This window comes from Stenotrophomonas genospecies 5, from assembly GCF_054473825.1.
Map to the genome: position 1 here is coordinate 309,163 of NZ_JBTMUW010000002.1, position 22,314 is coordinate 331,476.

The following is a 22,314-nucleotide window of genomic DNA, read 5'->3' on the forward strand; positions in this document are numbered from 1 at the left end:
AGTTCGATCAACGGCGGCCGCTCCCCGGCGGACGGGACGGCGACAACGGCGCGGGCGCGCGGATCCAGGCTCGACAACTCAGGTCCCCAACTGTGAACGGTGCCACGGAAGCGGTGCTGGCGCACCGCGGTCAGAGGTGCAGTTTGCAACGCAAGCGGCCATGATGTCTGCCATCCCCGTGCGATCCGGAGAGCCTCCATGTCCGATGCCCTGATATCCCTGTTGACCGGTGGCGTGCTCGGCCTGGGAGGGTGGGCCATGCTGGCGGTGCTGCTGGTCTTCACCCAGATCACCATCTTCTCGGTGACGCTCTACCTGCATCGCAGCCAGGCCCATCGAGGCGTCGATTTCCATCCGGCACTGGCCCACGTGTTCCGCTTCTGGCTGTGGCTGACCACCTCGATGATCACCCGCGAGTGGGTGGCCATCCATCGCAAGCACCACGCCAAGGTGGAGACCGAGGACGACCCGCACAGCCCGGTCACGCGCGGCATCGGCACGGTGTTCTGGCGGGGAGTGGAGCTGTATCGGGAAGCACGCGGCATGCGCGCGGATATCGAGCAGTACGGACGCGGCACGCCCGACGATGCCATCGAGCGCCACCTGTATACCCCGCATGCGACCCTCGGCCCGGTGCTGCTGCTGGCCATCAACAGCGTACTGTTCGGCCTGCCGGGCGTAGCACTGTGGGCAATCCAGATGGCGTGGATTCCGTTCTGGGCGGCCGGCGTGGTCAATGGCCTGGGGCACTGGTGGGGTTACCGCAACTACGAATCGGCCGACACCTCCACCAACCTGACACCGTGGGGCGTCTGGATCGGTGGCGAGGAACTGCACAACAACCACCATGCCTTCCCCAGTTCGGCACGCTTTGCCATGCGGCGCTGGGAAGTCGACATCGGCTGGTGCGCGATCCGCCTGCTGCAGGCCCTGCGCCTGGCCAGGGTGCTGCGCGTCGCACCGGCGATGGATGTGCGCCCGAACATCGCCGTGCCCGACGCCGAGACCCTGAAGGCACTGCTGTCGCATCGCTTCCAGGCGATGACCGATTACCAGCGCAACGTCTTCATGCCGGCCTTGCGCGAGGAAGCCGCCCAGGCGGGCGCCAAGCTGCGCCGGCTGCTGCCGCGGCGGCTGCGCCGCGGCCTGGTCAACGATGGGCGCTGGCTGAAGCCGGACAACCGTGCCCAGCTCAGCGAGTGGGTGGCGCAACGCCCGCGCATCCGTGTGCTGGTCGAATACCGCGCGCGGCTGGCTGCGGTGCTGGAGGCGCGCGGGCACGATGCCGCCGAGCGCCTGCGACACCTGCAGGCGTGGTGCCGCGAGGCCGAGGGGAGCGGAATCGCGGCGCTGCAGGCCTATGCCGAACGGCTGAAGGGCTACACGCTGGTGGGCGCATGAGGGCAGGGGCGCTGCTGCTGGCCGCGCTGCTGCCGGCCGCCGCCCCGGCCCAGGTCAGCGACACCCGCAGCTACCTGCAGAAGATGGACAGCGACGGCGACGGCCGGGTCAGCGAGACCGAGTACGTGCAGTGGATGCTGTATGCCTTCGACCGCATGGACCGCAATGGCGATGGCGTGCTGACTACCGATGAACTGCCCGGTGGCAAGGGCAGAGCGATCACCCGCGAGCAGCAGCGGCAGGTCATCGTGCAGCGCTTCCACAAGCAGGATGCCAACGGTGACGGGTTTCTCGACGCCCGTGAGCTGTCCGCGCCCCCGCGTTGAGCGGGCGTAGAATCGGGGCATGCCTGAACTGCCCGAAGTCGAAACCACCCGCCGCGGCCTGGCCCCGCATCTGCAGGACCGCCGCGTCCACGGCGTGATCCTGCGCCGCGCCGACCTGCGCTGGCCGATTCCGCCGGAGATTGCGCAGCTGCTGCCGGGACAGTGCATCGAAGGCATCCGCCGGCGCGCGAAGTACCTGCTGCTGGACACGGCCATCGGCAGCGCCGTACTGCATCTGGGCATGTCCGGCAGCCTGCGTGTACTGCCCGGAGATACCCCACTGCGGCCACATGACCACGTGGATATCAGCCTGGACAACGGGCGCCTGCTGCGCTTCAACGATCCGCGCCGCTTCGGCAGCCTGCTCTGGCAACCGGCCGGGCAGGTCCATCCGCTGCTGCAGGGGCTGGGGCCTGAACCGCTGGACGAGGCCTTCCATGGCGATTACCTGTTCGCCCGCAGCCGCGGCCGCAGCGCCCCGGTCAAGACCTTCCTCATGGACCAGGCGGTGGTCGTGGGCGTCGGTAACATCTATGCCGCCGAGAGCCTGTTCAAGGCCGGCATCAGCCCGCTGCGCGAGGCCGGCAAGGTCTCACGCGAGCGCTACCAGCGGCTGGCCACCGCGGTGAAGGAAACGCTGGGCTACGCGATCACCCGCGGTGGCACCACACTGCGTGATTTCATCAGCCCCGATGGCGCACCGGGCTACTTCGAGCAGGAACTGCTGGTCTATGGCCGCGACGGGCTGCCCTGCCCGACCTGCGGACGCCCGCTCAAGCACGCCATGATCGGCCAGCGTGCCAGCGTGTGGTGCAGCCACTGCCAGCGCTGAGGCGGTCCAGCCAGCGGCAGCTGAATGGGAGGTTGCGCTCTCCGCTGCCCGTTAACGTTTGTCTGCCTATGATGGCCGACCCTTCCCTGTGCCTGACGCGCCTGCATGCAACGACGCGACTTCATCCGCAACGCCTCCCTGGCCCTGGCAGCCTTCGGCCTGCCGTCCCTGCCCGCCTGCGCCGCCAGCAGGAACGGCCAGGTCGGCCTGCGCCGCCTCGGCCAGCCGCAGCCGTTCAGCTTCGCCACCCTGAAGGGGCAGGCACGCGCACTGGCACAGGCCCCCTACCAGAGCCACAAGCGGGTGCTGCCGGGCCGGCTTGAAGCGCTGGACTGGGACCAGTACCAGTCCATCAGCTATCGCCAGGACCACGCGCTGTGGGCCGATCAACCGGGCAAGTTCCAGGCCAAGTTCTTCCACCTGGGCCTGTACTTCCATTCGCCGGTGCGCATGTTCGACGTGGTCGACGGCCAGGCGCAGGAACTGGCGTATGACGGTGCAGCGTTCAACTACGGCAAGAGCGGGATCCGCAACGGCGAACTGCCGGCGGACCTGGGCTTCGCCGGGTTCCGCCTGAACACCCGCAAGGATACCGACCGCGATTTCGCGGCGTTCCTTGGCGCCAGCTATTTCCGCGCGGTCGGCAAGGAAGGCCAGTACGGGCAGTCCGCGCGCGGCCTGGCGATCGATACCGGCATGGGCAGGCCGGAGGAGTTTCCCGACTTCATCGCCTATTACCTCGAACAGCCTGCCGCCGATTCGGACACCATCATCGTCTATGCGTTGCTGGACTCGCCCAGCGTAGCCGGCGCCTACCGCTTCGCCATCACCAACGGCGATGTGCTGCTGATGGACATCGACAGTGCGCTCTACCCACGCAAGGCGATCGAGCGCCTGGGCATCGCGCCGTGCACCAGCATGTACCAGGTGGGTGAGAACGACCGCCGCATGGACTGGGACTGGCGCCCGGAGATCCACGATACCGATGGCCTGTCGATGTGGACCGGGGCCGGTGAGTGGATCTGGCGGCCGCTGTGCAATCCGCGCAACCTGCGCTTCAACATGTTCGTCGACCGCAATCCGCGTGGCTTCGGCCTTCTGCAGCGCGACCGCAACTTCGATCACTACCAGGACGACGGCGTCTTCTATGAGAAGCGCCCCTGCCTGTGGATCGAGCCGAAGGGCGAATGGGGCGAGGGCTCGGTGCAGCTGGTGGAGATCCCCACGGTCGATGAGACCTTCGACAACATCGTCGCCTTCTGGAATCCGAAGGAGAAGCCGCAGCCGGGACAGGAGCTGCTGGTCGGCTACCGCCTGTACTGGGGCGCCGAGCCGCCGGCACGGCCACCGCTGGCGCATTGCGTGGCCAGCCGCACGGGGCTGGGCGGTGTGGTCGGCAAGAAGCGCGAGTACTTCTCGTGGCGCTTCGCCGTGGACTTCGAAGGCGGCGAACTGGCCAAGCTGATCGACAAGGCCGAGGTCGAGGCAGTGGTGGAAACCAGCCGGGGCCGTGTCGAGATCGTATCGGCGCGTCCGCTGCGCGAGATCGACGGTTACCGCGCGATGTTCGACCTGGTGCCGCCGGAGGGCAGCACCGAACAGATCGACATCCGCCTGTACCTGCGCAGCGGTGGCAAGCCGCTGACCGAAACCTGGCTGTACCAGTACACGCCGCCGCCGGCCGGTGCACCGGAGCGGACGCTGTACTGAAGCAGACGGGTGCCGGCCAAGTGCCGGCACCGATAACTCACGGCTTGGCGTCGGTGGCGTGCGACTGCGTCGGCACGCCCACTTCCACCGTGCCACGGCGGATCTTCATCCAGGTTTCGTCCTGCCAGCGTTCGTACTGCTTGGGATCCCAGTACTTCGGATCGTACATGCGATCAGCCTTGATCGTGCGGGAGATGCCGCCGTCCATGTATACGATGTCCACATTGTTGGACATCGAGCCGACACGGCTGCCGGTCATCTCGCGCCGTCCCTTCCTCAGCACTTCCGCCATGCGCGGGCGGGCAACCTCGTCGCCATACTCGGCCCGCAGCGCGTTGGCCTGCGCACGCGCGGCCTCATGCTGCTCCAGTGGCAGCGCGGCCCAGTACTCGTTGCGCAGGTCCACGAACAGGGGGTAGCCGCGCTCGGCCGCCACATCCATCCAGGCAAATGCCATGAGCGGATCGCGCGGCTGGTTCACTCCATACCAGTACAGTTCGCCCAGGTATCCCTGCGCAGGCTTGTCCGCGTAGCGTGCGGCCAGCCGGAAATTATCCATCGCGCCTTTGACATCATTGCGGTGCAGGGCGTTTACACCCCATTGCCGGTACATCATGTCCGGATGGTTGTCCATGAAGCCTGCGCCCAGCAGCGTGGGATCCTGCTCCACCGGAGGACGATCGGCGGCGAAGGCGGGCAGCCCCAGCGGCAGCAGAAGCAGCGGCAACAACAGAAGCGTGGAACGCATGGCGGACTTCCTGTTCGGCAGCAGACGTGGCCGCAGCCTAGGACCACTGGCCTGCAGCTGTAAACTGCCGGAGGTCACGCGTGCAGCGGCATGAGCCGGCGGATCACAGCGGCAGGGGCGCCTGCATCGGCTCGATGCGGCCTTCACCGCGGGTGATCTTCTTGAACTCGGCCCGGCTCACCGACACATAGCGGTCGTTGCCGCCGATCTCCACCTGCGGGCCGTCCTGCACGGCATGCCCGTGCTCATCCACGCGGACGGTCATGATCGCCTTCTTGCCGCTGTGGCAGATGGTCTTGATCTCCTGCATCTCGTCGGCCCATGCCAGCAGGTACTGGCTGCCTTCGAACAGTTCACCGCGGAAATCGGTGCGCAACCCGTAGCACAGCACCGGGATGCGCAGCTGGTCGACCACTTCGCTGAGCTGCCAGACCTGCGCGCGGGTCAGGAACTGTGCTTCGTCCACCAGCAGGCAGCCCATCGGCCCGTTCGATGCCAGGTCCTGTTCGGCCCAGCGCTGCAGGTCGGTGTCGCGGTCGAACGCCATGCCTTCGGCGCGCAGCCCGATGCGCGAGGCCACCACGCCTGCGCCCGCGCGATCATCCAGGCGCGGGGTCAGGATCGCCACCCGCATGCCGCGCTCGCGGTAATTGTGCGCGCTCTGCAGCAGGGTGGTGGTCTTGCCGGCGTTCATCGCCGAGTAGTAGAAGTAGAGCTTGGCCATCGACGGATTGTACGCCGCAGCCCCGCTTGGCCGAAGCTGTTCAGCAACCCCACCGGCTGTCCGGCTGTGGTCCTCACCCGGCCCCGCTACAATCCCCCTCCCATGCACGGTCTCAATCCTCCCCAAGCCGCCGCCGTCCTGCACATCGAAGGCCCGTTGCTGGTGCTGGCCGGTGCCGGCAGCGGCAAGACGCGCGTGATCGTGGAGAAGATCGCCCACCTGATCGGCTGCGGCCGCTACCCGGCCCGCCGCATCGCCGCGATCACCTTCACCAACAAGTCGGCCAAGGAGATGCGCGAACGTGTGGCCAAGCGTCTGCGCGAGCAGGACGCCGACGAGGTGACCATCTGCACCTTCCACGCCCTGGGCCTGAAGTTCCTGCAGATCGAGCATGCGGCGGTGGGCCTGAAGCGCGGCTTCTCGATCTTCGATGCCGATGACGCCGCCGCGCAGATCAAGGACCTGATGCATGGCGCCAAGCCCGACGATATCGAGGACATGAAGAACCTGGTGTCGCGGGCGAAGAATGCCGGTCTCTCGCCCGAGCAGGCGATGGCTGCCGCGCGCAGCAACCGCGAGAAGGAAGCAGCCAGCGTCTACGAGCGCTACCAGCTGCGCCTGACCGCTTTCAACGCGGTCGACTTCGACGACCTGATCCGCCTGCCGGTGCAGATCCTGGAGGAGAACCCGGAGATCGCCCTGGCCTGGCGCGAACGCATCGGCTACCTGCTGGTGGACGAATGCCAGGACACCAACGACGCGCAGTACCGCCTGCTCAAGCAGCTGGCCGGGGACAAGGGCAACTTCACCTGCGTGGGTGACGATGACCAGTCCATCTACGCCTGGCGTGGCGCCAACCCCGAGAACCTGCAGCAGATGGGGCGCGACTACCCCACGCTGGAGATCATCAAGCTGGAGCAGAACTACCGCTGCTCCAACCGCGTGCTGCGCGCGGCCAATGCGTTGATCGCCAACAACCCGCACGAGCACCTGAAGAAACTGTGGAGCGATCAGGCCGACGGTGAGCGCATCCGCGTATGGGAATGCCGCAACAGCGAGCACGAGGCAGAGAAGGTGGCCGCCGAGATCGCCTTCGTGGCGCAGTCGCGCAACGTGCCGTGGAGTGACTTCTGCATCCTGTTCCGCGGCAACTTCCAGTCGCGGCCGCTGGAGAAGGCGATGCAGCTGCTGCGTATTCCCTACCACCTGACCGGCGGCACCATGTTCCTGGAGCGCCAGGAAGTGAAGGACACGCTGGCCTGGCTGCGGCTGCTGGTGAACCCGGACGACGACACCGCATTCATGCGTGCCGTGCAGGCGCCCAAGCGTGACGTGGGTGCCGGAACGCTGGCCAGGCTGGCCGAACTGGCATCGGAAAAAGACATGCCGATGGCCCAGGCGGCCGAGGCGATCGGCGCGCTGTCGCAGCTGCCGCCGCGCGCTGCCAACAGCCTGGCGCGTTTCACCGACATCCTGCGCGACCTGCGCGCACAGATGCGGCAGGTCAGCTCCGGTGACATGATCCGCAAGGTCGCCAAGGAATCGGGCCTGCTCAGCGAGCTGCGCCAGCAGGCCAAGGAAGAGGCCAGCTACCAGCGCCGCGCCAACAACATCGAGGAACTTGCGCAGTGGTTTGAAGGCGGGCCGCGCGGTGCCACCGCCGCCGATCTGGCCGGCCAGCTAGCACTGTTGTCGCGCAGCGACAAGGATGAGGGCGGCAACCAGGTGCGGATGATGACCCTGCATGCCTCCAAGGGCCTGGAGTTCCCGTATGTCTTCATCGTCGGCTGCGAGGACGGCGTGCTGCCGCACCAGGTCAGCCTCGATGAAGGCAACCTGCAGGAGGAGCGGCGGCTGCTGTACGTGGGTATCACCCGCGCCAAGATCCAGCTGTGGATGAGCTACAGCAAGCTCACCCGCAAGTTCGGCGAGCATGTGCGGCTCAAGCCCAGCCGCTTCTTCGACGAGATCCCGGCCGAGGAGATCCAGCGCGACGGCGCCGATCCGGTGGCCGATGCCGCGCGCAAGAAGGAGCGGGCAACGGCGGGGCTGGCGGCGATCGAGGCCCTGTTCGACTGACCGGCGTCGGATCCCTTCCCGCAGGGAAGGGCTCTGACCCCAGCACATCGCCCTACAATCGGGCCTCTCCACCCACAGGTCTGCGCATGCATCCCATCGAAAGCGAACGCCTGCGGCTCCGCCGCATCGAGCCTGATCGTGATGCGGCGCCGATGCTGGCGCTGCTCAACGATCCTGGTTTCGTGCGCTTCATTGGTGACCGCAACGTGCACAGCGAAGCGCAGGCCCGCGAGTACATCGCCCTGCGCGTGCTGCACAGCTATGCGTTGAACGGGTTCGGCATGTATGCCATCGAGCGTCTGTCCGATGGCGCCTGGCTGGGCAATGCCGGGCTGGTCCGGCGCGACGGCCTGCCGGGGCCGGACATCGGCTATGCACTGTTGTCGGAGTACACGGGGCACGGCTACGCAGGGGAAGCAGCGCGGGCGGTCTTCACCCACGCGCGCGGCGCCCTTGGCCTGCAGGACCTCTATGGCATCACCGACCTGGACAACGTCGTGTCCGGGAAAATCCTGCTGGGCCTGGGCATGTGCGAACAGGGGGTCATCCAGCTGCCGGGCATCGCCACGCCCAGCCGTCTGTATGCCACGCCGGGAGCGGCGCCGGTCGGCTAGTCCGCCTGTACCGCATCGACAGCGTTGGGCCAGGCCCGGCGGGCCGCCTCAGCCGCGCAGGTCCGCCAGCTGCGCCTGCAGTTCGGCCACTGCCGCCTCCAGCTGGGCCACCCGTTCAACCAGGCCCGGGTCGGCCGGCTCGCTGCCACCGGCACCGCCTGCGTACCGTGCCGCCAGTGCCGCCGCGTCCACCTCGCCGCACAGCAGGTGCATATAGCGGTCCTCGCGCTGGCCGCTGGCGCGCGGCAGCACGATGAGCAGCGCGCGCTGCTGCAGGCGCTCGATGGCGTGGCGGGCTTCGTCCACATCGGCGAAGCGGTACAGGCGTTCGCTGCGCGTGATCAGTTCACCCAGCGTCTGCGGCCCACGCAGCAGCAGCATCGCCAGCAGCACGGTCTGCTGCCGGGTCAGATCCAGCGCGGCCTGCAGGCGATGCTCGTAGCGGTCTGCACGCGAGGAGAAGTGCTGGCGCGCCAGGCCCATCGACTCCAGCTGGCGCAGCGCGTGCTGGACACTGCCGGCGTCGATGTTCATCACCGGCTCGCGCGCGGTCTTCTGGTTGGCGGCCGACTGGGCGGCGTTGACCGTCAGCGGGTAGGTGTCCGGCGTGGTCGCCTCCTTCTCCACCAGGCAGCCCAGCAGGCGGGCCTGCACGGGGTCGAGCAGGGGACGGTCGGGGGTCTGGATGGCATCGGTCATGGCGGCCTCCGGGAAGGCATCGGGTCAACCGCCAAGCATAGCCGTCCCGATGGCGCCTTTGCCGGTAAAATGAGCCAATATCTGTTGCCGGTGAATGCCATGCGTCGTCCTGTTTCCCTGTCCCTCACCCTGCTCGCCACGGCGCTGCTGGGTCTGTCCGCCTGCAAGCGCGTCGAGACCCCGGCCACCGACGCGGCCGCTCCGGTGGCCCCGGCTGCCAAGACCGGGGCGGCCGGCGAAGCGACCGCCAACGACAACCTCAACGCGGTGCTGTGGATGCAGCGCGCGCAGGAGTACCGCGCGATCACCGAGCAGACCTACCGTGCCGCCGCCGACCGCCTGGACGGCGCGCTGAAGGAAGCCCACTGGGACGCGCTGGTGCCGGAAGAGCGCGGCAACGAGGCCAAGGGCCTGAAGCCCGCGGTGGTGCTGGACGTGGACGAAACCGTGCTGGACAACTCGCCCTACCAGGCGCGCCTGGTGCGCGATGGCAAGGAATACGACGAGCTGAGCTGGGACCAGTGGGTCGCGGAGAAGAAGGCCAAGGCGATTCCCGGCGTAGTCGATTTCGCCAAGGCGGCCAATGCCCGCGGCGTGACCCTTCTGTACATCTCCAACCGCGCCGTGCACCTGAAGGAAGCGACCCTGGCCAACCTGCGCGAGCAGGGCCTGCCGGTCGCCGATGACAGCGTGTTCCTGGGCCTGGGCACCGTGGTCGAAGGCTGCGAGCAGGCCGGCAGCGAGAAGAACTGCCGCCGGCGCCTGGCCGGGCAGAAGTACCGCGTGCTGATGCAGTTCGGCGACCAGCTGGGCGACTTCGTGGAAGTGACCGCCAACACCAATGAAGGGCGTGACGCACTGCTGCAGCAGTACCACGACTGGTTCGGCGAGCGCTGGTGGATGCTGCCGAACCCGACCTACGGCGGCTTCGAGCCGGCGCAGTTCAACAATGACTACAGCCAGTCGCGCCAGGCACGCCATGATGCCAAGCGCGCTGCCCTGGACTACGCGCCGTGAGCCGCGCACCGCTGCCGCTGCGCGACGATGAGCGCCTGATCTTCGCGCTGGATGTCCCTGACCGCGTACAGGCACTGGAGTGGGTCGACCGCCTCGGCGAGAGCGTGGCCTTCTACAAGATCGGCATGGAACTGCTGGCGTCCGGTGACTACTTCCAGGTGCTGGATGAGCTGGCGCGCCGCGACAAGCGCGTGTTCGTCGATCTGAAGTTCTTCGACATCCCCGCTACCGCGGCGGCGGTGATCCGGCGGCTGTCGCAGTGGCCGGTCAGTTACGCCACCATCCACGGCTGGCATCCGGCAATGATGGAAGCCTGCGCCGCGGCCAGCACCGGCGACATGCGCCTGCTGGCGGTCACCGTGCTGACCTCGATGGGGCGTCCGGACCTGGCGCAGATGGGGATCGACCGCGAGCCGGTGGACGTGGTGGTCGAGCGCGCGCTGGCCGCGCAGGCCGCCGGTATCGACGGAGTGATCGCATCAGGCCAGGAAGCCGCGCCGATCCGTGCCGCGAGCGGTGCCGGCTTCTCGATCGTCTGCCCGGGCATCCGCCCCGGGGGTCCGGTCGGCGACGATCAGAAGCGTACCGTCGGCGTCGCCCAGGCGTTTGCCGATGGCGCCGACGCCATCGTGGTCGGTCGACCGATCCGCCTGGCGGCCGATCCGCAGGCAGCGGCGCGGTCGATCCAGCAGGAAATCGCGTCGGCTTTGGCTGCACGCTGAGTCCCGCACCAACAGCGATCACGGTGACATCATGAACGCCATCGCGCTGCATGCGGGATGGCGTTCGCAATTGTGGCTCCCGTAATGACGCGACCGTCCCCACACCGATGAACTGTGAGCCCGCTCGCAGTGCGCGGGGGTGGTCGCCCTTCCAATCGATGCACCGGCGTGGACCGCGGCTTCGCCGGTTCCAATCATCGATAGAGGGAGTACAAGGATATGTATCGCAGCACCTCTTTGCTGTTCGGTGGCCTGCTGGCCGCTGCCATCTTTCCTGCCACCGCAGCAGCACCGGCGACCGGGTCGCCCCACATCATCGGCGGCGCCCCGGCCGTGCCCGGCGAGTATCCGTTCATGGTCAGCCTGCAGGGCCTGGAGCTGGGGGACAGTGACTTCGACCGCCACGTCTGCGGCGGCACGGTGATCTCGCCGTCCTGGATCCTGACCGCCGCGCACTGCGTACAGGGCAACTCGCCCGCGCGGCTGGCGGTGCTGGCCGGCAGCACCACGCTGGCCACCGCGCCATCGCCTCGAGCGTCCAACATCAGGGCGATCCACGTGCACCCGGCCTTCAACAGCGGCAACACCCTGGAGCACGACGTGGCCCTGATCCACCTCAGCGCGCCGCTGGCCGACGTGCAGCCGGTTGCCCTGCGCCTGCGTCCGGACGCCAGCTATCTCAAGCCGGGTCGTGATTTCACCGTGATCGGCTGGGGTGACACCGGCATCGATGACGACGTGATCTACCCGACCGAGCTGCAGGCGGTGCGGACGCCCTTCGTGCCCTTCACGCAATGCCAGCAGGCGTACGCCGGTGAGCTGGCCCGCGGCAAGGTGATCTGTGCCGGTCGCGAGGGCATCGACAGCTGCCAGGGCGATTCGGGCGGGCCCCTGCTGTTGCGCCTGCGGGAGGGCTGGACCCAGTTCGGCATCGTCAGCTGGGGCGAAGGCTGTGCCATGGCCGGCTACCCGGGGGTTTATGCCCGAATCGCCGAAAAACATGCCGTGGATTTCATCGAATCCGTGTGGCAACGCGATTGATTCAATAAAATCAATAAGTTGAATAACATTACATCATGTGTTGCCTTAAGTTGTGCGGCGGCGTAGGATCGCGCCATCCGGTCTTCGGACCGGACCTGCGCCACAACACTGTCCTCCGGCCTCGAGCCGGCTTGAGGAGCCTGTGATCCCCGTGATCCGGGCTCTTTTTTTATCCCGGTGGCGGCGCTGGGGTCAGATCCCTTCTGCCGCAGCAGAGGGGATCTGACCCCCTTGGCTGGAAACCGTGACGTCCCGGCTTGCCGCTGTCACCTTGCAGGCCGCAAGATGCGGACCGGTCCGGGGAGTCCGAAGGCATGAGCACGGTAGTGCGAACGAAGTCTGCACGAGGGTGGGGGCTGGCGGCCATGGTGCTGCTGGCCGTGGCCGCGTGCCGCGAGCCAGGCAGTGATCCGGCCCGACCGGCAGCCGAACCGGTGGCCGCCGTGCAGGCGATGGCGCAGCGTCTGGCCGAGGACGATCTGCTCGGCTACGCGAAGCTGTCGGTGCCCCCCAGCCAGTACCAGCGGCTGCAGCAGGCCTGGGCGGACGGACACAGCCAATGGCCGCTGACCGAACTGCCGCTGGGTGACCAGCTGCTGCCGATGCTGGCCGCCCTGCGCAGGCCCGGCGCCAGCGCCGAACTGCAGCGCAGTTTCGACCGCCAGCTGGCCGGGCAGTCCGGCGCGGTGCGCCAGGCCGCGCAGTCGATGGGCAACTTCGGGGTGCAGTACCTGCGCCATCAGAAGGGATACACGCCCAGCCAGCAGGCCCACTACATCGCCCTGGTGGAGGCCCTGTCCGGCTGGGCGCAGGGCGCACCGATCAGCGATCGCGCACGGGCGCGCAGCAGCATCGCTGCGCTCGTCGGCGCCGCCACCCAGGTCGGCTTCCAGGATGATGCCGGCCTGCAGGCCGCGGGGATGGAGGGCAGCCTGCAGCAGCTGGCGCCGTTCATCCACACGCTCAAGGCCGTGCTGGCCAGCTACGGGCTGGGGGTGGACGAAGCCCTGCGCAGCATCCGCGGCGAAGTGCTGTCACTGGAGGGCGACAACGCGCTGGTCCGCCTGCAGTACGACCTGGCCGGGCGCGAGCTGACCCTGCAGCTGCCGCTGAGCCGGCGCGAAGGTCACTGGTACCTGACCCGCACTCTGGCCGATACCGACGCGATACTGCGCCAGGCCGACGCGGCCCGTGCGGCAGCCGCGCCCGCCCCGGCCGAACCCACCGATGCAGGCGAAGAAGCGGCAATGCCGCCGCCTAAGCCATAATGGCGCCGATGTCGAAACAGAACCCGCTGCCGTTCCCCGGCGAAGAATCCCAGTCGACGCCCGCCGAAACGGCGCTGGCGTCCCCCTCGACCAGTACCGGCCCGAATCCGGTGCCGCCGCCCGTGCACGCCCGTCCTCCCGGCCGCCGCCCGCTGTGGGCACGGCTGCTCGGCCGCCTGGTCGAGCCGTGGCTGTCGCTGAAGATCGAACCTGAGGATCCGGGCCAGTACAACGATGGCCGTCCGGTGATGTACGTGCTGGAAGACTACGGGCTGTCCAATGCGCTGATCCTGGACAAGGCGTGCCGCCAGGCGGGCCTGCCGTCACCGCTGGTGCCGCTGGCCGGCGACCCGACCGGTCGCAAACGCGCCTACCTGGCACTGTCGCGGCGCAGTTCCAGCAACTCGCTGATTCCGGAACAGCGTGGCGCCAAGACCCATTCCGATTCGCTGGCCAAGGTCCTGCAGGCGCATCGCGTGCATGAGGATCTGGACGTGCACCTGGTGCCCGTGTCGATCTTCGTCGGCCGCGCGCCGGATAAGCAGAGCGGGTGGTTTGCCGTACTGTTCTCGGAGAACTGGGCGCTGGTCGGCCGTTTCCGCCGCCTGCTGGCGGTCCTGCTCAACGGCCGCAGCACCATCGTCCGCTTCGCTCCGCCGATTTCGCTGCGCTCCACCGTCAACGAGGGCCTGGAGCCCGAGCGTACGGTCCGCAAGCTGCAACGCGTGCTGCGCACCCATTTCCGCCGTATCCGCGAATCGGTGATCGGCCCGGACCTTTCCACCCGCCGCCTGCTGGTGGACCAGGTGCTGGCCGCCGAGCCGGTACGCGAAGCGATCGCCGCGCAGGCCAAGCGCGACAATTCCAAGCCGGCCGATGCCTGGAAGAAGGCGCATGCCTACGCCTGGGAAATCGCTGCGGACTATTCCAGCCCGGTGGTGCGCTCGGCCAGCTTCATGCTCAGCCATGTCTGGAACCGGATCTATGCCGGTGTGCTGGTTCACCATCTGGACAAGTTCAAGGCGGCCGCGCCGGGCCATGAAGTGGTGTACGTGCCCAGCCACCGCAGCCACATGGACTATCTGCTGCTGTCCTACCTGCTGTACGACCGCGGCATCGTGCCGCCGCACATCGTGGCCGGCATCAACCTCAACCTGCCGGTGGTCGGCACGCTGCTGCGCAAGGGCGGCGCGTTCTTCATCCGCCGCTCGATCCGCGGCAACGCGCTGTACTCGGCGGTGCTCAGCGAGTACGTCGCGCAGCTGGTGGCCGGTGGCTATTCCATCGAGTACTTCGTCGAGGGCGGCCGTTCGCGTACCGGCCGCCTGCTGCAGCCCAAGGGCGGCATGATCTCGATGACCCTGCGTGCCTTCCTGCGCCAGCCGCGCAAGCCGGTGCTGTTCCAGCCTGTCTACATCGGCTACGAGAAGCTGATGGAAGGCGGCAGCTACCTGGACGAACTCTCCGGCCGACCGAAGGAAAAGGAATCGATCTGGCAGCTGCTGTGGGGCATCCCCAAGGTGCTCAAGCAGAACTACGGGCAGGTGGTGGTCAACTTCGGCGAGCCGATCGCGCTGAACGACGTGCTGGCCGAGAAGGCGCCGGAGTGGAAGGGTGAGGCGGTGCCGGAAGACGAGAAGCCGGCATGGCTGTCGACCACTGTCGATACACTGGCCGAGCGCATCCAGGAACGCATCAATGGTGCGGCGGACGTCAACCCGATCAATCTGCTGGCATTGGCCCTGCTGTCCACGCCCAAGCATGCAATGGGCGAGGCGGACCTGATCGCGCAGATCGAACTGTGCAAGACCCTGCTGGTCGAGATGCCGTATTCGGACCGGGTGACGGTGACTCCGCATTCGCCGGAGCGGATCATCGCCCACGCCGAGGAGATCAACGTCCTCACCCGCATCAAGCACCCGCTGGGCGACGTGCTCAGTGTGAGCGGCGACACCGCGGTGCTGCTGAGCTACTTCCGCAACAACGTGCTGCACCTGTTCACCGCCTCCTCGTGGGTGGCGTGCTGTTTCCAGAACAACCGCCGCATGAGCCGCACCGGCCTGGTCCAGCTGGGCCGCACCGTCTACCCGTTCCTGCAGGCCGAGCTGTTCCTGCCGTGGACCGAGGACGAGTTCGCCCAGCGCATCGACCAGACCATCGACGTGTTCGTGCGTGAGGGACTGCTGCAGAACGTCAACGAGGACGATGGCGGCATTCTTGCCCGCAACACCGGGCAGACCGACGAAGTGTTCCGCCTGCGTGCGATCGGCCACTCCCTGCAGCAGGCCTTCGAGCGCTACTACATCGCCATTTCGGTGCTGGTGAAGAACGGGCCGGGCACGCTCGGCGCCGCCGAACTGGAAAGCCTGTGCCAGCAGGCCGCACAGCGCCTGAGCCTGCTCTACGCGCCGGCGGCACCGGAGTTCTTCGACAAGGCCCTGTTCCGCAGCTTCATCCAGAAGCTGCGCGAACTGCGCCTGGTATGGCCCGACGAGAACAGCAAGCTGCTGTTCGACCAGCGCCTGGATGCCTGGGCCAAGGACGCCAAGTTCATCCTCGGTCGCGAACTGCGCCACACCATCGAGCGGGTCAGCCCGGAAGCCGCACGCCCGGACGAGCCTGCGCCGCAGGATTGAAGGTCGCGCCGGGTCCTACGGTAGGTGTGGACCTTGGTCCACACACCTTCCAGTCGTGCCAACCAAGGTTGGCACCTACCAGGGCAGAGGCCAACCAAGGTGGGCACCCACCTGAGCCCGGCTCACGCCGGCTCGTCGGGAATCTGCAGGCTTTCCAGCCGGGTGATGCAGTCCTTCAGCTGCAGCTTGCGCCGCTTCAGGCGTTTGGACTCGAGCTCGTCCTCGCCATTGGCCGCCATGCGGGTGATCTGTTCATCCAGCAGGCGGTGCTCGGCGCGCAGGGCGGCGAGGCGTTCGGCGATCTCGGCGGGGCTGTAGGTGTCCACAGCCTCCGAGCATACACAGCGATGATGACCACCGGGAGAGGGCCGGACCGTTCCCCGGCCGGGGCCGCTCCAAGCCGGTAGAATGGCAGGCATGAGTGCCGTGATCTCCCTTCCCGATCCCCTGCCGCGCGCGCCCCGCGATCCGCGCGTGGCCGAGCGCGAGCAGCACAAGCTGGCCAAGCGCCTGCGCCGCCAGGTGGGCGAGGCGATCGCCGACTTCGGCATGATCGAGGCCGGCGACAGGATCATGGTCTGCCTGTCCGGCGGCAAGGACAGCTATACCCTGCTGGACATGCTGGTGCAGCTGCAGAAGAAGGCACCGGTGCCGTTCGAACTGGTGGCGGTGAACCTGGACCAGAAGCAGCCGGGCTTCCCCGAGCATGTGCTGCCGGAGTACCTGGCCGGGCTCGGCGTGCCGTACCACATCATCGAGCAGGACACCTATTCGGTGGTCAGCCGGGTGATTCCGGAAGGCAAGACGATGTGTTCGCTGTGCTCGCGCCTGCGCCGCGGCGCGCTGTACCACCATGCCGAGACCCATGGCTTCACCAAGATCGCGCTCGGCCACCACCGCGACGACATGGTGGCCACGTTCTTCATGAACCTGTTCCACCACGCCAAGCTGTCGGGCATGCCGCCGAAGCTGCGCAGCGATGACGGCCGGCACGTGGTGATCCGGCCGCTGGCCTACGTGCGCGAAAGCGACATCGTCGCGTACGCGCAGGCACGCCGGTTCCCGATCATCCCCTGCAACCTGTGCGGCAGCCAGGAAAACCTGCAGCGCCGCCAGGTCGGCCTGATGCTCAAGCAGTGGGACAGGGACCACCCCGGCCGCATCGAGCAGATCGCGCGCGCCATGGGCCAGGTCCGGCCCTCGCAGCTGGCCGACACGTCCCTGTTCGACTTCATGGCGCTGGGCCGTCGCGATGACGCACCGCTGCCCGATGCCCATGCCTGGCTGGCCGGTACCCCGGTCGACGCCGACGCAGATCCCGAGACGCCCACCGCATAAGGTCGGTCGCCCTTTCTCTTTGCCATCCGGAAATCCATGTTCTTTCGCAACCTGACGTTCTTCCGTTTCCCGACCGCCACTGATTTTTCTGAAATCGATACGCTGCTGCCGCACGCCGTGCTCAAGCCGGTCGGCGCGCTGGAGATGAATTCGCGCGGCTTCATTTCACCGTTCGGCCGCGAGGAGAAGGAACTGCTCTCGCACCGCATCGCCGAGCACCTGTGGCTGACGGTCGGCGGCGAGGACAAGATCCTGCCGGCAGCCGTGGTCAACGACCTGCTCGAGCGCAAGCTGGAGGAGATCGAGGAGAAGGAAGGCCGGCGCCCCGGCGGCCGCGAACGCAAGCGCATGAAGGACGACCTGCTGCATGAACTGCTGCCGCGCGCCTTCGTGAAGTCCTCGCGCAACGACGCCTTCATCGACCTGCAGCACGGCTACGTCGCGGTGGATACGTCCAGCCGCAAGACCGGCGAGTACTTCATGTCCGACATCCGTGGCCTGCTCGGCAGCTTCCCGGCAATGCCGCTGAACGCCGAAGTCGCGCCGCGTTCGATCCTGACCGGCTGGATCGCCGGCGAACCGCTGCCGACCGGGCTCAGCCTGGGCGAGGAGTGCGAGATGAAGGATCCGGTGGAGGGCGGTGCGGTGGTCAAGTGCCAGCACCAGGAACTGCGCTGCGACGAGATCGACAAGCACCTGGACGCCGGCAAGCAGGTGACCAAGCTGGCGCTGATCTTCGAAGACAACCTGTCCTTCGTCATCGGCGACGACCTGATCGTGCGCAAGCTGAAGTTCCTCGACGGCGCCCTGGACCAGCTCGAGCATGCCGACGAGGAGGGCCGTCGCGCCGAGTTCGACGCACGGTTCGCCCTGCAGAGCGCCGAGATCCGCCGCTTGTTCCTGCTGCTGGAAGAGGCGTTCAAGCTCAGCAAGGCTGACTGAACAGGCACCGCGTGGGCCGCCGGTCATCCAGCGGCCCGAAGCGGCGCTATGCTGGCTGCATGAGCCGCCTGCTGCGCCGCCTGATCTCGCCCACACCGCCCGCCACCGTGCAGCGCGATACCGTTCGCCTGCGCCTGGAGGATGCCGAGATCGACGTGCTGCGCGTACGCGATCCGCGCGCGCGCCGCATCAAGCTCAGCGTCGACGAACGCGGCGCGCGCCTGACCCTGCCGCCGCGCGCCAGCCTGGTGATGGGCGAACGTTTCCTGGAGCAGCATCGCGACTGGTTGGCACTGCAGCTGCGCCAGTACCAGGGCCAGGGCCTGCCCGCACCGCTGCAGCCCGGCGTGGACGGGGTGCTGCCCCTGCGCGGGGAGCTGCTGCCGCTGCGCTGGCAGGAAGGCCGCTACGCACGCCTGGACATCGACGAGCACGGCGCCTGCCTGCAGTGGCCGACCCGTGCCGGTGACGCGACCCTGCGCCGTCTGCTGCGCGAGTTCTTCGAGGCGCAGACCCGCGCCGACGTGGGCCGCTGGCTGCCGCGCTACCTGCCCGGCCTGCCACGGGCACCCAGCCGCCTGCGCTTGAAGGTGATGTCCTCGCAGTGGGGTTCGCTGGCTCCCGATGGCAGCATGGCCCTGGATCTTGCGCTGGTCCTGGGGCGTCCGCAGGCATTCGAGTATGTGCTGGTGCATGAGCTCTGCCACCTCATCCAGCCCAACCACTCGCCGGCGTTCTGGCAGGAGGTCGAGCAACGGTTCCCGGCCTGGCGTGAGCAGCGCGACTACTTCCAGCAGGAAGGGCGACGCCTGAAGGCGATGCTGAGGCAGCTGCTGTAAGCCATCACCCTGCCGGTCCGGCCGTACAATGCGGCCATGCCCGGCATGCTCAAGACTGTCTTTCTTTCCATCGTCGCCCTGGCTGGCGCGCTGCTCGCGCTTGCCCTGGTCACCAGTGCCGGTGGCTGGCTGCCTGCACTGCTCGGCCTGCATCCCGGCAGCGAAGCGCAGCTGGGCTGGGACCTGGCGTTCACCGTGCTCGGCGGCATCGCCGCGATCGCCTTCGCCACCTACTACGCGCCCTGCTGGCCGCGCGCGCACGGCACCTCGATCTGGTCGCTGCTGGTGCTGGGCGCAGGCTACGGCCTGTGGACGCTCGGCGCGGATTTCCCACGCTGGTTCGTCATCGGCCTGCTGGTATCACTGCCGGTGCAGCTGCTGCTGGGATGGGGGTTCGGACGCCGGCCCTCACGCAGCGCAACACGGGCTTAACAATCTCCCCCTAGGCTCGGTGCCCGCCGAACGTCGGCAACGCGGCGCAGGGGCCTGTACCCACGGAACCCGGGAACAGGCGCGGCGTAAGACACCACAGGGAACCGGGGAATCATCCGATGCGTTACCAGACCCGGGAGGCCGCCGCCGCGGCCCCCCAAGCGAAGCTGTTGTCCCGCGCCGTACATGCGGTGCTGATCGGCGGCCTGGCCGTGCTGCCCGTCGAAGCGATGGCCGAGGAGGCGATCGATGGCGATACCCGCCAACAGCTGCAGCAGCTGGACACGGTCACCGTGACCGGCAGCTATGCACGGAGCCTGGAGCGCGCCGTCGACCTGAAGCGCGCCAACATCGGCTTCTCCGACTCGATCGTCGCCACCGACGTGGCCGATTTTCCCGAGCAGAATCTCGCCGAAGCGCTGCAGCGCATGCCGGGTGTCACCATCGAACGCAACAAGGGCCTGGGCAGCAGGGTCAGCGTGCGCGGCCTGCCCAGCGAGTTCACCCTGGTCTCGATCAACAACCTGGCGACGGCCTCCGGCAGTGGCGGACGCGACGTGCAGTTCGACATCTTCGCCTCGGACGTGGTGCAGACGGTGACCGTGCAGAAGTCGCCGACCGCCGCCGATGAGGAAGGCGGCATCGCCGGCTCGGTCTACATCGAAACGGCCAAGCCATTCGACTTCCCCGAGCCGAAGTTCAGTGCGTCGGCCGAAGCTTCGCACAACTCGATCAACGGCAAGATCGATCCGAAGATCTCCTTCCTCGCCAGTGACACCTGGGGCAACTGGGGCGGCCTGGTGTCGTTCTCCAAGGCCAAGCGCACCAACCGCACCGACTCCAACTCAGGCATCAACTTCCGTCCCATGGGCCGCTTCCTGGAGGCGTCGGGTACGCGCGGTTCGCAGGCCGCCGCGGTGCTGGCGCGCGATGCCGGCATCGTCGTCAGCAACCGGATGGACAAGGATGAAACCAGCCGGATTGTCTTCCAGGACAAGGTCGGCGACCGCGTCTACCTCAACGAGCAGGACCAGTGGGGCGCCACCGCCTCGCTGCAGTTCAAGCCCAGCGACACGTTCTCGCTCAGCTTCGACGCCATGCTCGGCGGCTACGACACGCACGAGGACGAGTACGATGCCGCAGCGTACTCGGCCTCCAGCCGCAGCACGCTGGACACCATCCACGACTACGACCGTGACACGCTGTCGGCCTACGGCATCACCGTGCTGAAGGACGTGTCCTACACCGCCACCCAGCACGAAATCCTGAGCAAGGAACGCAACGCCAATACCGACTACCGTCAGTTCAGCAGCACGCTGGACTGGAAGGTGGGCAACTGGGACATCGACGCGCTGGTCGGCTACTCCGGCGCGCGCAAGGACTCGGACTACGCCAACCTCAAGCACGTGGCCTACGCGCCGTCGCGCACGCGCTGGACCCGCAACGGCGGCGAGACCGTGCCGAGCACAACCGGCGGTTTCGACATGTACAACGCCGCGGACAAGTACCTGTTCGAAGCGTACGAAACCGAGCTGGAGAAGGTGAAGGATGACAAGTACGCCGCGCAGCTCGACCTGAGGCGGCAGATGAACCTGGCCTTCTTCCCGGCACTGAGCGGCGTGCAGTTCGGCGCGCGCTACACCGACAAGACCAAGGAACGCGCGTTCGGCAGCGGCAAGATCCAGGGCCCGGCCGCCGGCAGCGCCGCGTGGGTCAATACGCGCACGCTGGCCGACAGCAACCCGGTGTGGATCAGCCAGCTGGCACCGGGTGGTGCGTATCGCCCGAGCGACCTGGACTGGCAGCAGGTTTCCAACGCCTATGCGCGCGCTACGTTCCGCTACCCGGGCTATGAAACCCCGATCGATCCGGGCCAGTACTACGAGGTGAAGGAGAAGACCCTGGCCCTGTATGCCATGGCCGATCTCTACTTCGATATCGGACAGGTACCGGTGTACGCCAACCTCGGCGTGCGTTCGATCGACACCGACGTCGATTCGTCAGGCTTCCATCCGGTGCAGAACGCCGATGGCAGCAACGGCTACACGCCGACGCCGATTTCGAGCAGCGGCGACTACAGCAGGATCCTGCCCAGCTTCAACATGACCGCCGAGATCGCCGACGGCCTGGTGCTGCGCGGTGCTGCCTCGGAAACGCTGATGCGTCCATCACTGACCGACATCGCCTACCGACGCACCGTCAGCTGGAGCAGCTTCCGCTTCATGGACGGCAACCCGGCACTGAAGCCGACCACCGCCAGGCAGTGGGAAGTGGGCCTGGAAAATTACCTGCAGAACGGTGGCCTGCTGGCCGCGTCGTACTTCTCCAAGAAGATCGACGGCGTGGTGCGGCAGTCGTTGACCGGCATCGTGCCGAACGTGGAGAAACTCAACGCCAACGGTTCGCTGGACGGCTACTACGACTTCGAGGTCTACCAGCCGGTCAACGCCGACGGTTCCTACAAGGTGACCGGCGTGGAACTGGTCGCGCAGCTGCCGCTGTCGATGCTGCACCCGGCGCTGGAGGGCTGGGGCATCAATGCCAACTACACCCAGCTGGACAACTCACTCACCGGCGCGTCCGACCTGGACATCCCGACGCCGCCGGAAGGCTTGGCCGAGAAGGCGTACAACTTCACCCTGTACTACGAGAACGATCGCTTCAGCGCGCGCGCCTCGTACAACTACAAGGACAAGTACGTCGAGTACATCCATCTGAACATGTATCCGGTTTACCGCGATGCCTATGGCCAGCTCGATGCCTCTATCGGGTTCCGCCTCACCGACACCTGGAAGCTGAACCTGGAGGCGATCAATCTGCTCGACGAGAAGACCACCGGCTACACCATCGACAAGGCCTTCCCGACCCAGTACGAGTTCTCCGGCCGTCGTATCACCTTCGGCATCCGCGCGGACTTCTGAGCCCGCCGCTGCAGGGCCGTGGCCA

20 protein-coding genes are annotated in these 22,314 nt (G+C 67.2%); 16 read left to right on the forward strand and 4 right to left on the reverse strand.

What is annotated here, in order from left to right:
• Nucleotides 1–198: 198 nt before the first annotated feature.
• From ACX9OW_RS16565 to ACX9OW_RS16580, 4 genes are all read left to right on the forward strand, one after another.
• On the forward strand, nucleotides 199–1,401 hold the full coding sequence (locus tag ACX9OW_RS16565) for a DesA family fatty acid desaturase (RefSeq protein ID WP_459062577.1): 1,203 nt from the start codon (nucleotides 199–201) through the stop codon (nucleotides 1,399–1,401).
• Nucleotides 1,398–1,727 carry an EF-hand domain-containing protein gene (locus tag ACX9OW_RS16570; protein ID WP_128987651.1) on the forward strand — a complete coding sequence of 110 codons (330 nt, stop codon included), beginning with the start codon at nucleotides 1,398–1,400 and terminating at the stop codon, nucleotides 1,725–1,727. The genes ACX9OW_RS16565 and ACX9OW_RS16570 overlap by 4 nt, the downstream gene beginning before the upstream one ends.
• Nucleotides 1,728–1,746: 19 nt before the next feature.
• Nucleotides 1,747–2,559, forward strand: coding sequence for a bifunctional DNA-formamidopyrimidine glycosylase/DNA-(apurinic or apyrimidinic site) lyase (gene mutM / locus ACX9OW_RS16575; RefSeq protein WP_459062578.1), 813 nt, complete (start codon nucleotides 1,747–1,749; stop codon nucleotides 2,557–2,559).
• 105 nt (nucleotides 2,560–2,664) lie between these two features.
• The gene (locus ACX9OW_RS16580; RefSeq protein ID WP_053516049.1) at nucleotides 2,665–4,269 is read left to right on the forward strand and encodes an OpgD/OpgG family glucan biosynthesis protein; all 1,605 of its coding nucleotides are present in this window, start codon (nucleotides 2,665–2,667) and stop codon (nucleotides 4,267–4,269) included.
• A 37-nt stretch (nucleotides 4,270–4,306) separates the two neighbouring features.
• On the opposite strand, the gene ACX9OW_RS16585 is transcribed toward ACX9OW_RS16580, so the two are convergent.
• Nucleotides 4,307–5,017 carry an SEL1-like repeat protein gene (locus tag ACX9OW_RS16585; protein ID WP_128987650.1) on the reverse strand — a complete coding sequence of 237 codons (711 nt, stop codon included), beginning with the start codon at nucleotides 5,015–5,017 and terminating at the stop codon, nucleotides 4,307–4,309.
• 103 nt (nucleotides 5,018–5,120) lie between these two features.
• On the reverse strand, nucleotides 5,121–5,741 hold the full coding sequence (locus ACX9OW_RS16590) for a thymidine kinase (RefSeq protein WP_053516051.1): 621 nt from the start codon (nucleotides 5,739–5,741) through the stop codon (nucleotides 5,121–5,123).
• Between the two features lie 102 nt (nucleotides 5,742–5,843).
• Here ACX9OW_RS16590 and ACX9OW_RS16595 point away from each other — a divergent pair, with 102 nt between their 5' ends.
• The gene (locus tag ACX9OW_RS16595; RefSeq protein WP_053516100.1) at nucleotides 5,844–7,820 is read left to right on the forward strand and encodes a UvrD-helicase domain-containing protein; all 1,977 of its coding nucleotides are present in this window, start codon (nucleotides 5,844–5,846) and stop codon (nucleotides 7,818–7,820) included.
• Between the two features lie 86 nt (nucleotides 7,821–7,906).
• Nucleotides 7,907–8,434, forward strand: a complete 528-nt coding sequence (locus tag ACX9OW_RS16600) for a GNAT family N-acetyltransferase (protein ID WP_053516055.1) — start codon at nucleotides 7,907–7,909, stop codon at nucleotides 8,432–8,434.
• A 48-nt stretch (nucleotides 8,435–8,482) separates the two neighbouring features.
• Here ACX9OW_RS16600 and ACX9OW_RS16605 read toward each other — a convergent pair whose 3' ends face one another.
• Nucleotides 8,483–9,133, reverse strand: coding sequence for a YceH family protein (locus ACX9OW_RS16605; protein ID WP_459062579.1), 651 nt, complete (start codon nucleotides 9,131–9,133; stop codon nucleotides 8,483–8,485).
• Between the two features lie 99 nt (nucleotides 9,134–9,232).
• Between ACX9OW_RS16605 and ACX9OW_RS16610 the strand changes: the two genes are divergently transcribed.
• From ACX9OW_RS16610 to plsB, 5 genes are all read left to right on the forward strand, one after another.
• Complete coding sequence (locus ACX9OW_RS16610) at nucleotides 9,233–10,150, forward strand: 5'-nucleotidase, lipoprotein e(P4) family (protein ID WP_053516102.1); 918 nt, start codon at nucleotides 9,233–9,235, stop codon at nucleotides 10,148–10,150.
• Nucleotides 10,147–10,872, forward strand: a complete 726-nt coding sequence (gene pyrF, locus ACX9OW_RS16615) for an orotidine-5'-phosphate decarboxylase (protein WP_180876196.1) — start codon at nucleotides 10,147–10,149, stop codon at nucleotides 10,870–10,872. The genes ACX9OW_RS16610 and pyrF overlap by 4 nt, the downstream gene beginning before the upstream one ends.
• 219 nt (nucleotides 10,873–11,091) lie before the next feature.
• The gene (locus ACX9OW_RS16620) at nucleotides 11,092–11,913 is read left to right on the forward strand and encodes a S1 family peptidase (RefSeq protein WP_180876198.1); all 822 of its coding nucleotides are present in this window, start codon (nucleotides 11,092–11,094) and stop codon (nucleotides 11,911–11,913) included.
• 314 nt (nucleotides 11,914–12,227) lie between these two features.
• Nucleotides 12,228–13,181 carry a hypothetical protein gene (locus tag ACX9OW_RS16625; protein WP_180876200.1) on the forward strand — a complete coding sequence of 318 codons (954 nt, stop codon included), beginning with the start codon at nucleotides 12,228–12,230 and terminating at the stop codon, nucleotides 13,179–13,181.
• A complete protein-coding gene (gene plsB / locus ACX9OW_RS16630) occupies nucleotides 13,181–15,817 on the forward strand; it encodes a glycerol-3-phosphate 1-O-acyltransferase PlsB (protein WP_065174083.1) in 2,637 nt (878 codons plus the stop codon). The genes ACX9OW_RS16625 and plsB overlap by 1 nt, the downstream gene beginning before the upstream one ends.
• A 122-nt stretch (nucleotides 15,818–15,939) precedes the next feature.
• Here plsB and ACX9OW_RS16635 read toward each other — a convergent pair whose 3' ends face one another.
• Nucleotides 15,940–16,143, reverse strand: a complete 204-nt coding sequence (locus tag ACX9OW_RS16635; protein WP_053516066.1) for a YdcH family protein — start codon at nucleotides 16,141–16,143, stop codon at nucleotides 15,940–15,942.
• Between the two features lie 91 nt (nucleotides 16,144–16,234).
• Here ACX9OW_RS16635 and ttcA point away from each other — a divergent pair, with 91 nt between their 5' ends.
• The 5 genes from ttcA to ACX9OW_RS16660 all read left to right on the forward strand — a co-directional run bounded on the left by ttcA (nucleotide 16,235) and on the right by ACX9OW_RS16660 (nucleotide 22,289).
• Nucleotides 16,235–17,155, forward strand: a complete 921-nt coding sequence (gene ttcA / locus ACX9OW_RS16640; RefSeq protein WP_181452149.1) for a tRNA 2-thiocytidine(32) synthetase TtcA — start codon at nucleotides 16,235–16,237, stop codon at nucleotides 17,153–17,155.
• A gap of 36 nt (nucleotides 17,156–17,191) precedes the next feature.
• Nucleotides 17,192–18,097: a recombination-associated protein RdgC gene (locus ACX9OW_RS16645; protein ID WP_065174082.1), complete on the forward strand. Its 906-nt coding sequence runs from the start codon at nucleotides 17,192–17,194 to the stop codon at nucleotides 18,095–18,097.
• Nucleotides 18,098–18,156: 59 nt separating this feature from the next.
• A complete protein-coding gene (locus ACX9OW_RS16650; RefSeq protein WP_053516073.1) occupies nucleotides 18,157–18,936 on the forward strand; it encodes a M48 family metallopeptidase in 780 nt (259 codons plus the stop codon).
• A gap of 36 nt (nucleotides 18,937–18,972) precedes the next feature.
• Nucleotides 18,973–19,368, forward strand: a complete 396-nt coding sequence (locus tag ACX9OW_RS16655; RefSeq protein ID WP_065182124.1) for a hypothetical protein — start codon at nucleotides 18,973–18,975, stop codon at nucleotides 19,366–19,368.
• A gap of 119 nt (nucleotides 19,369–19,487) precedes the next feature.
• Nucleotides 19,488–22,289 (forward strand): TonB-dependent receptor, encoded by a 2,802-nt coding sequence (locus ACX9OW_RS16660; RefSeq protein ID WP_459062580.1) that lies wholly within the window; start codon nucleotides 19,488–19,490, stop codon nucleotides 22,287–22,289.
• Nucleotides 22,290–22,314: the final 25 nt, after the last annotated feature.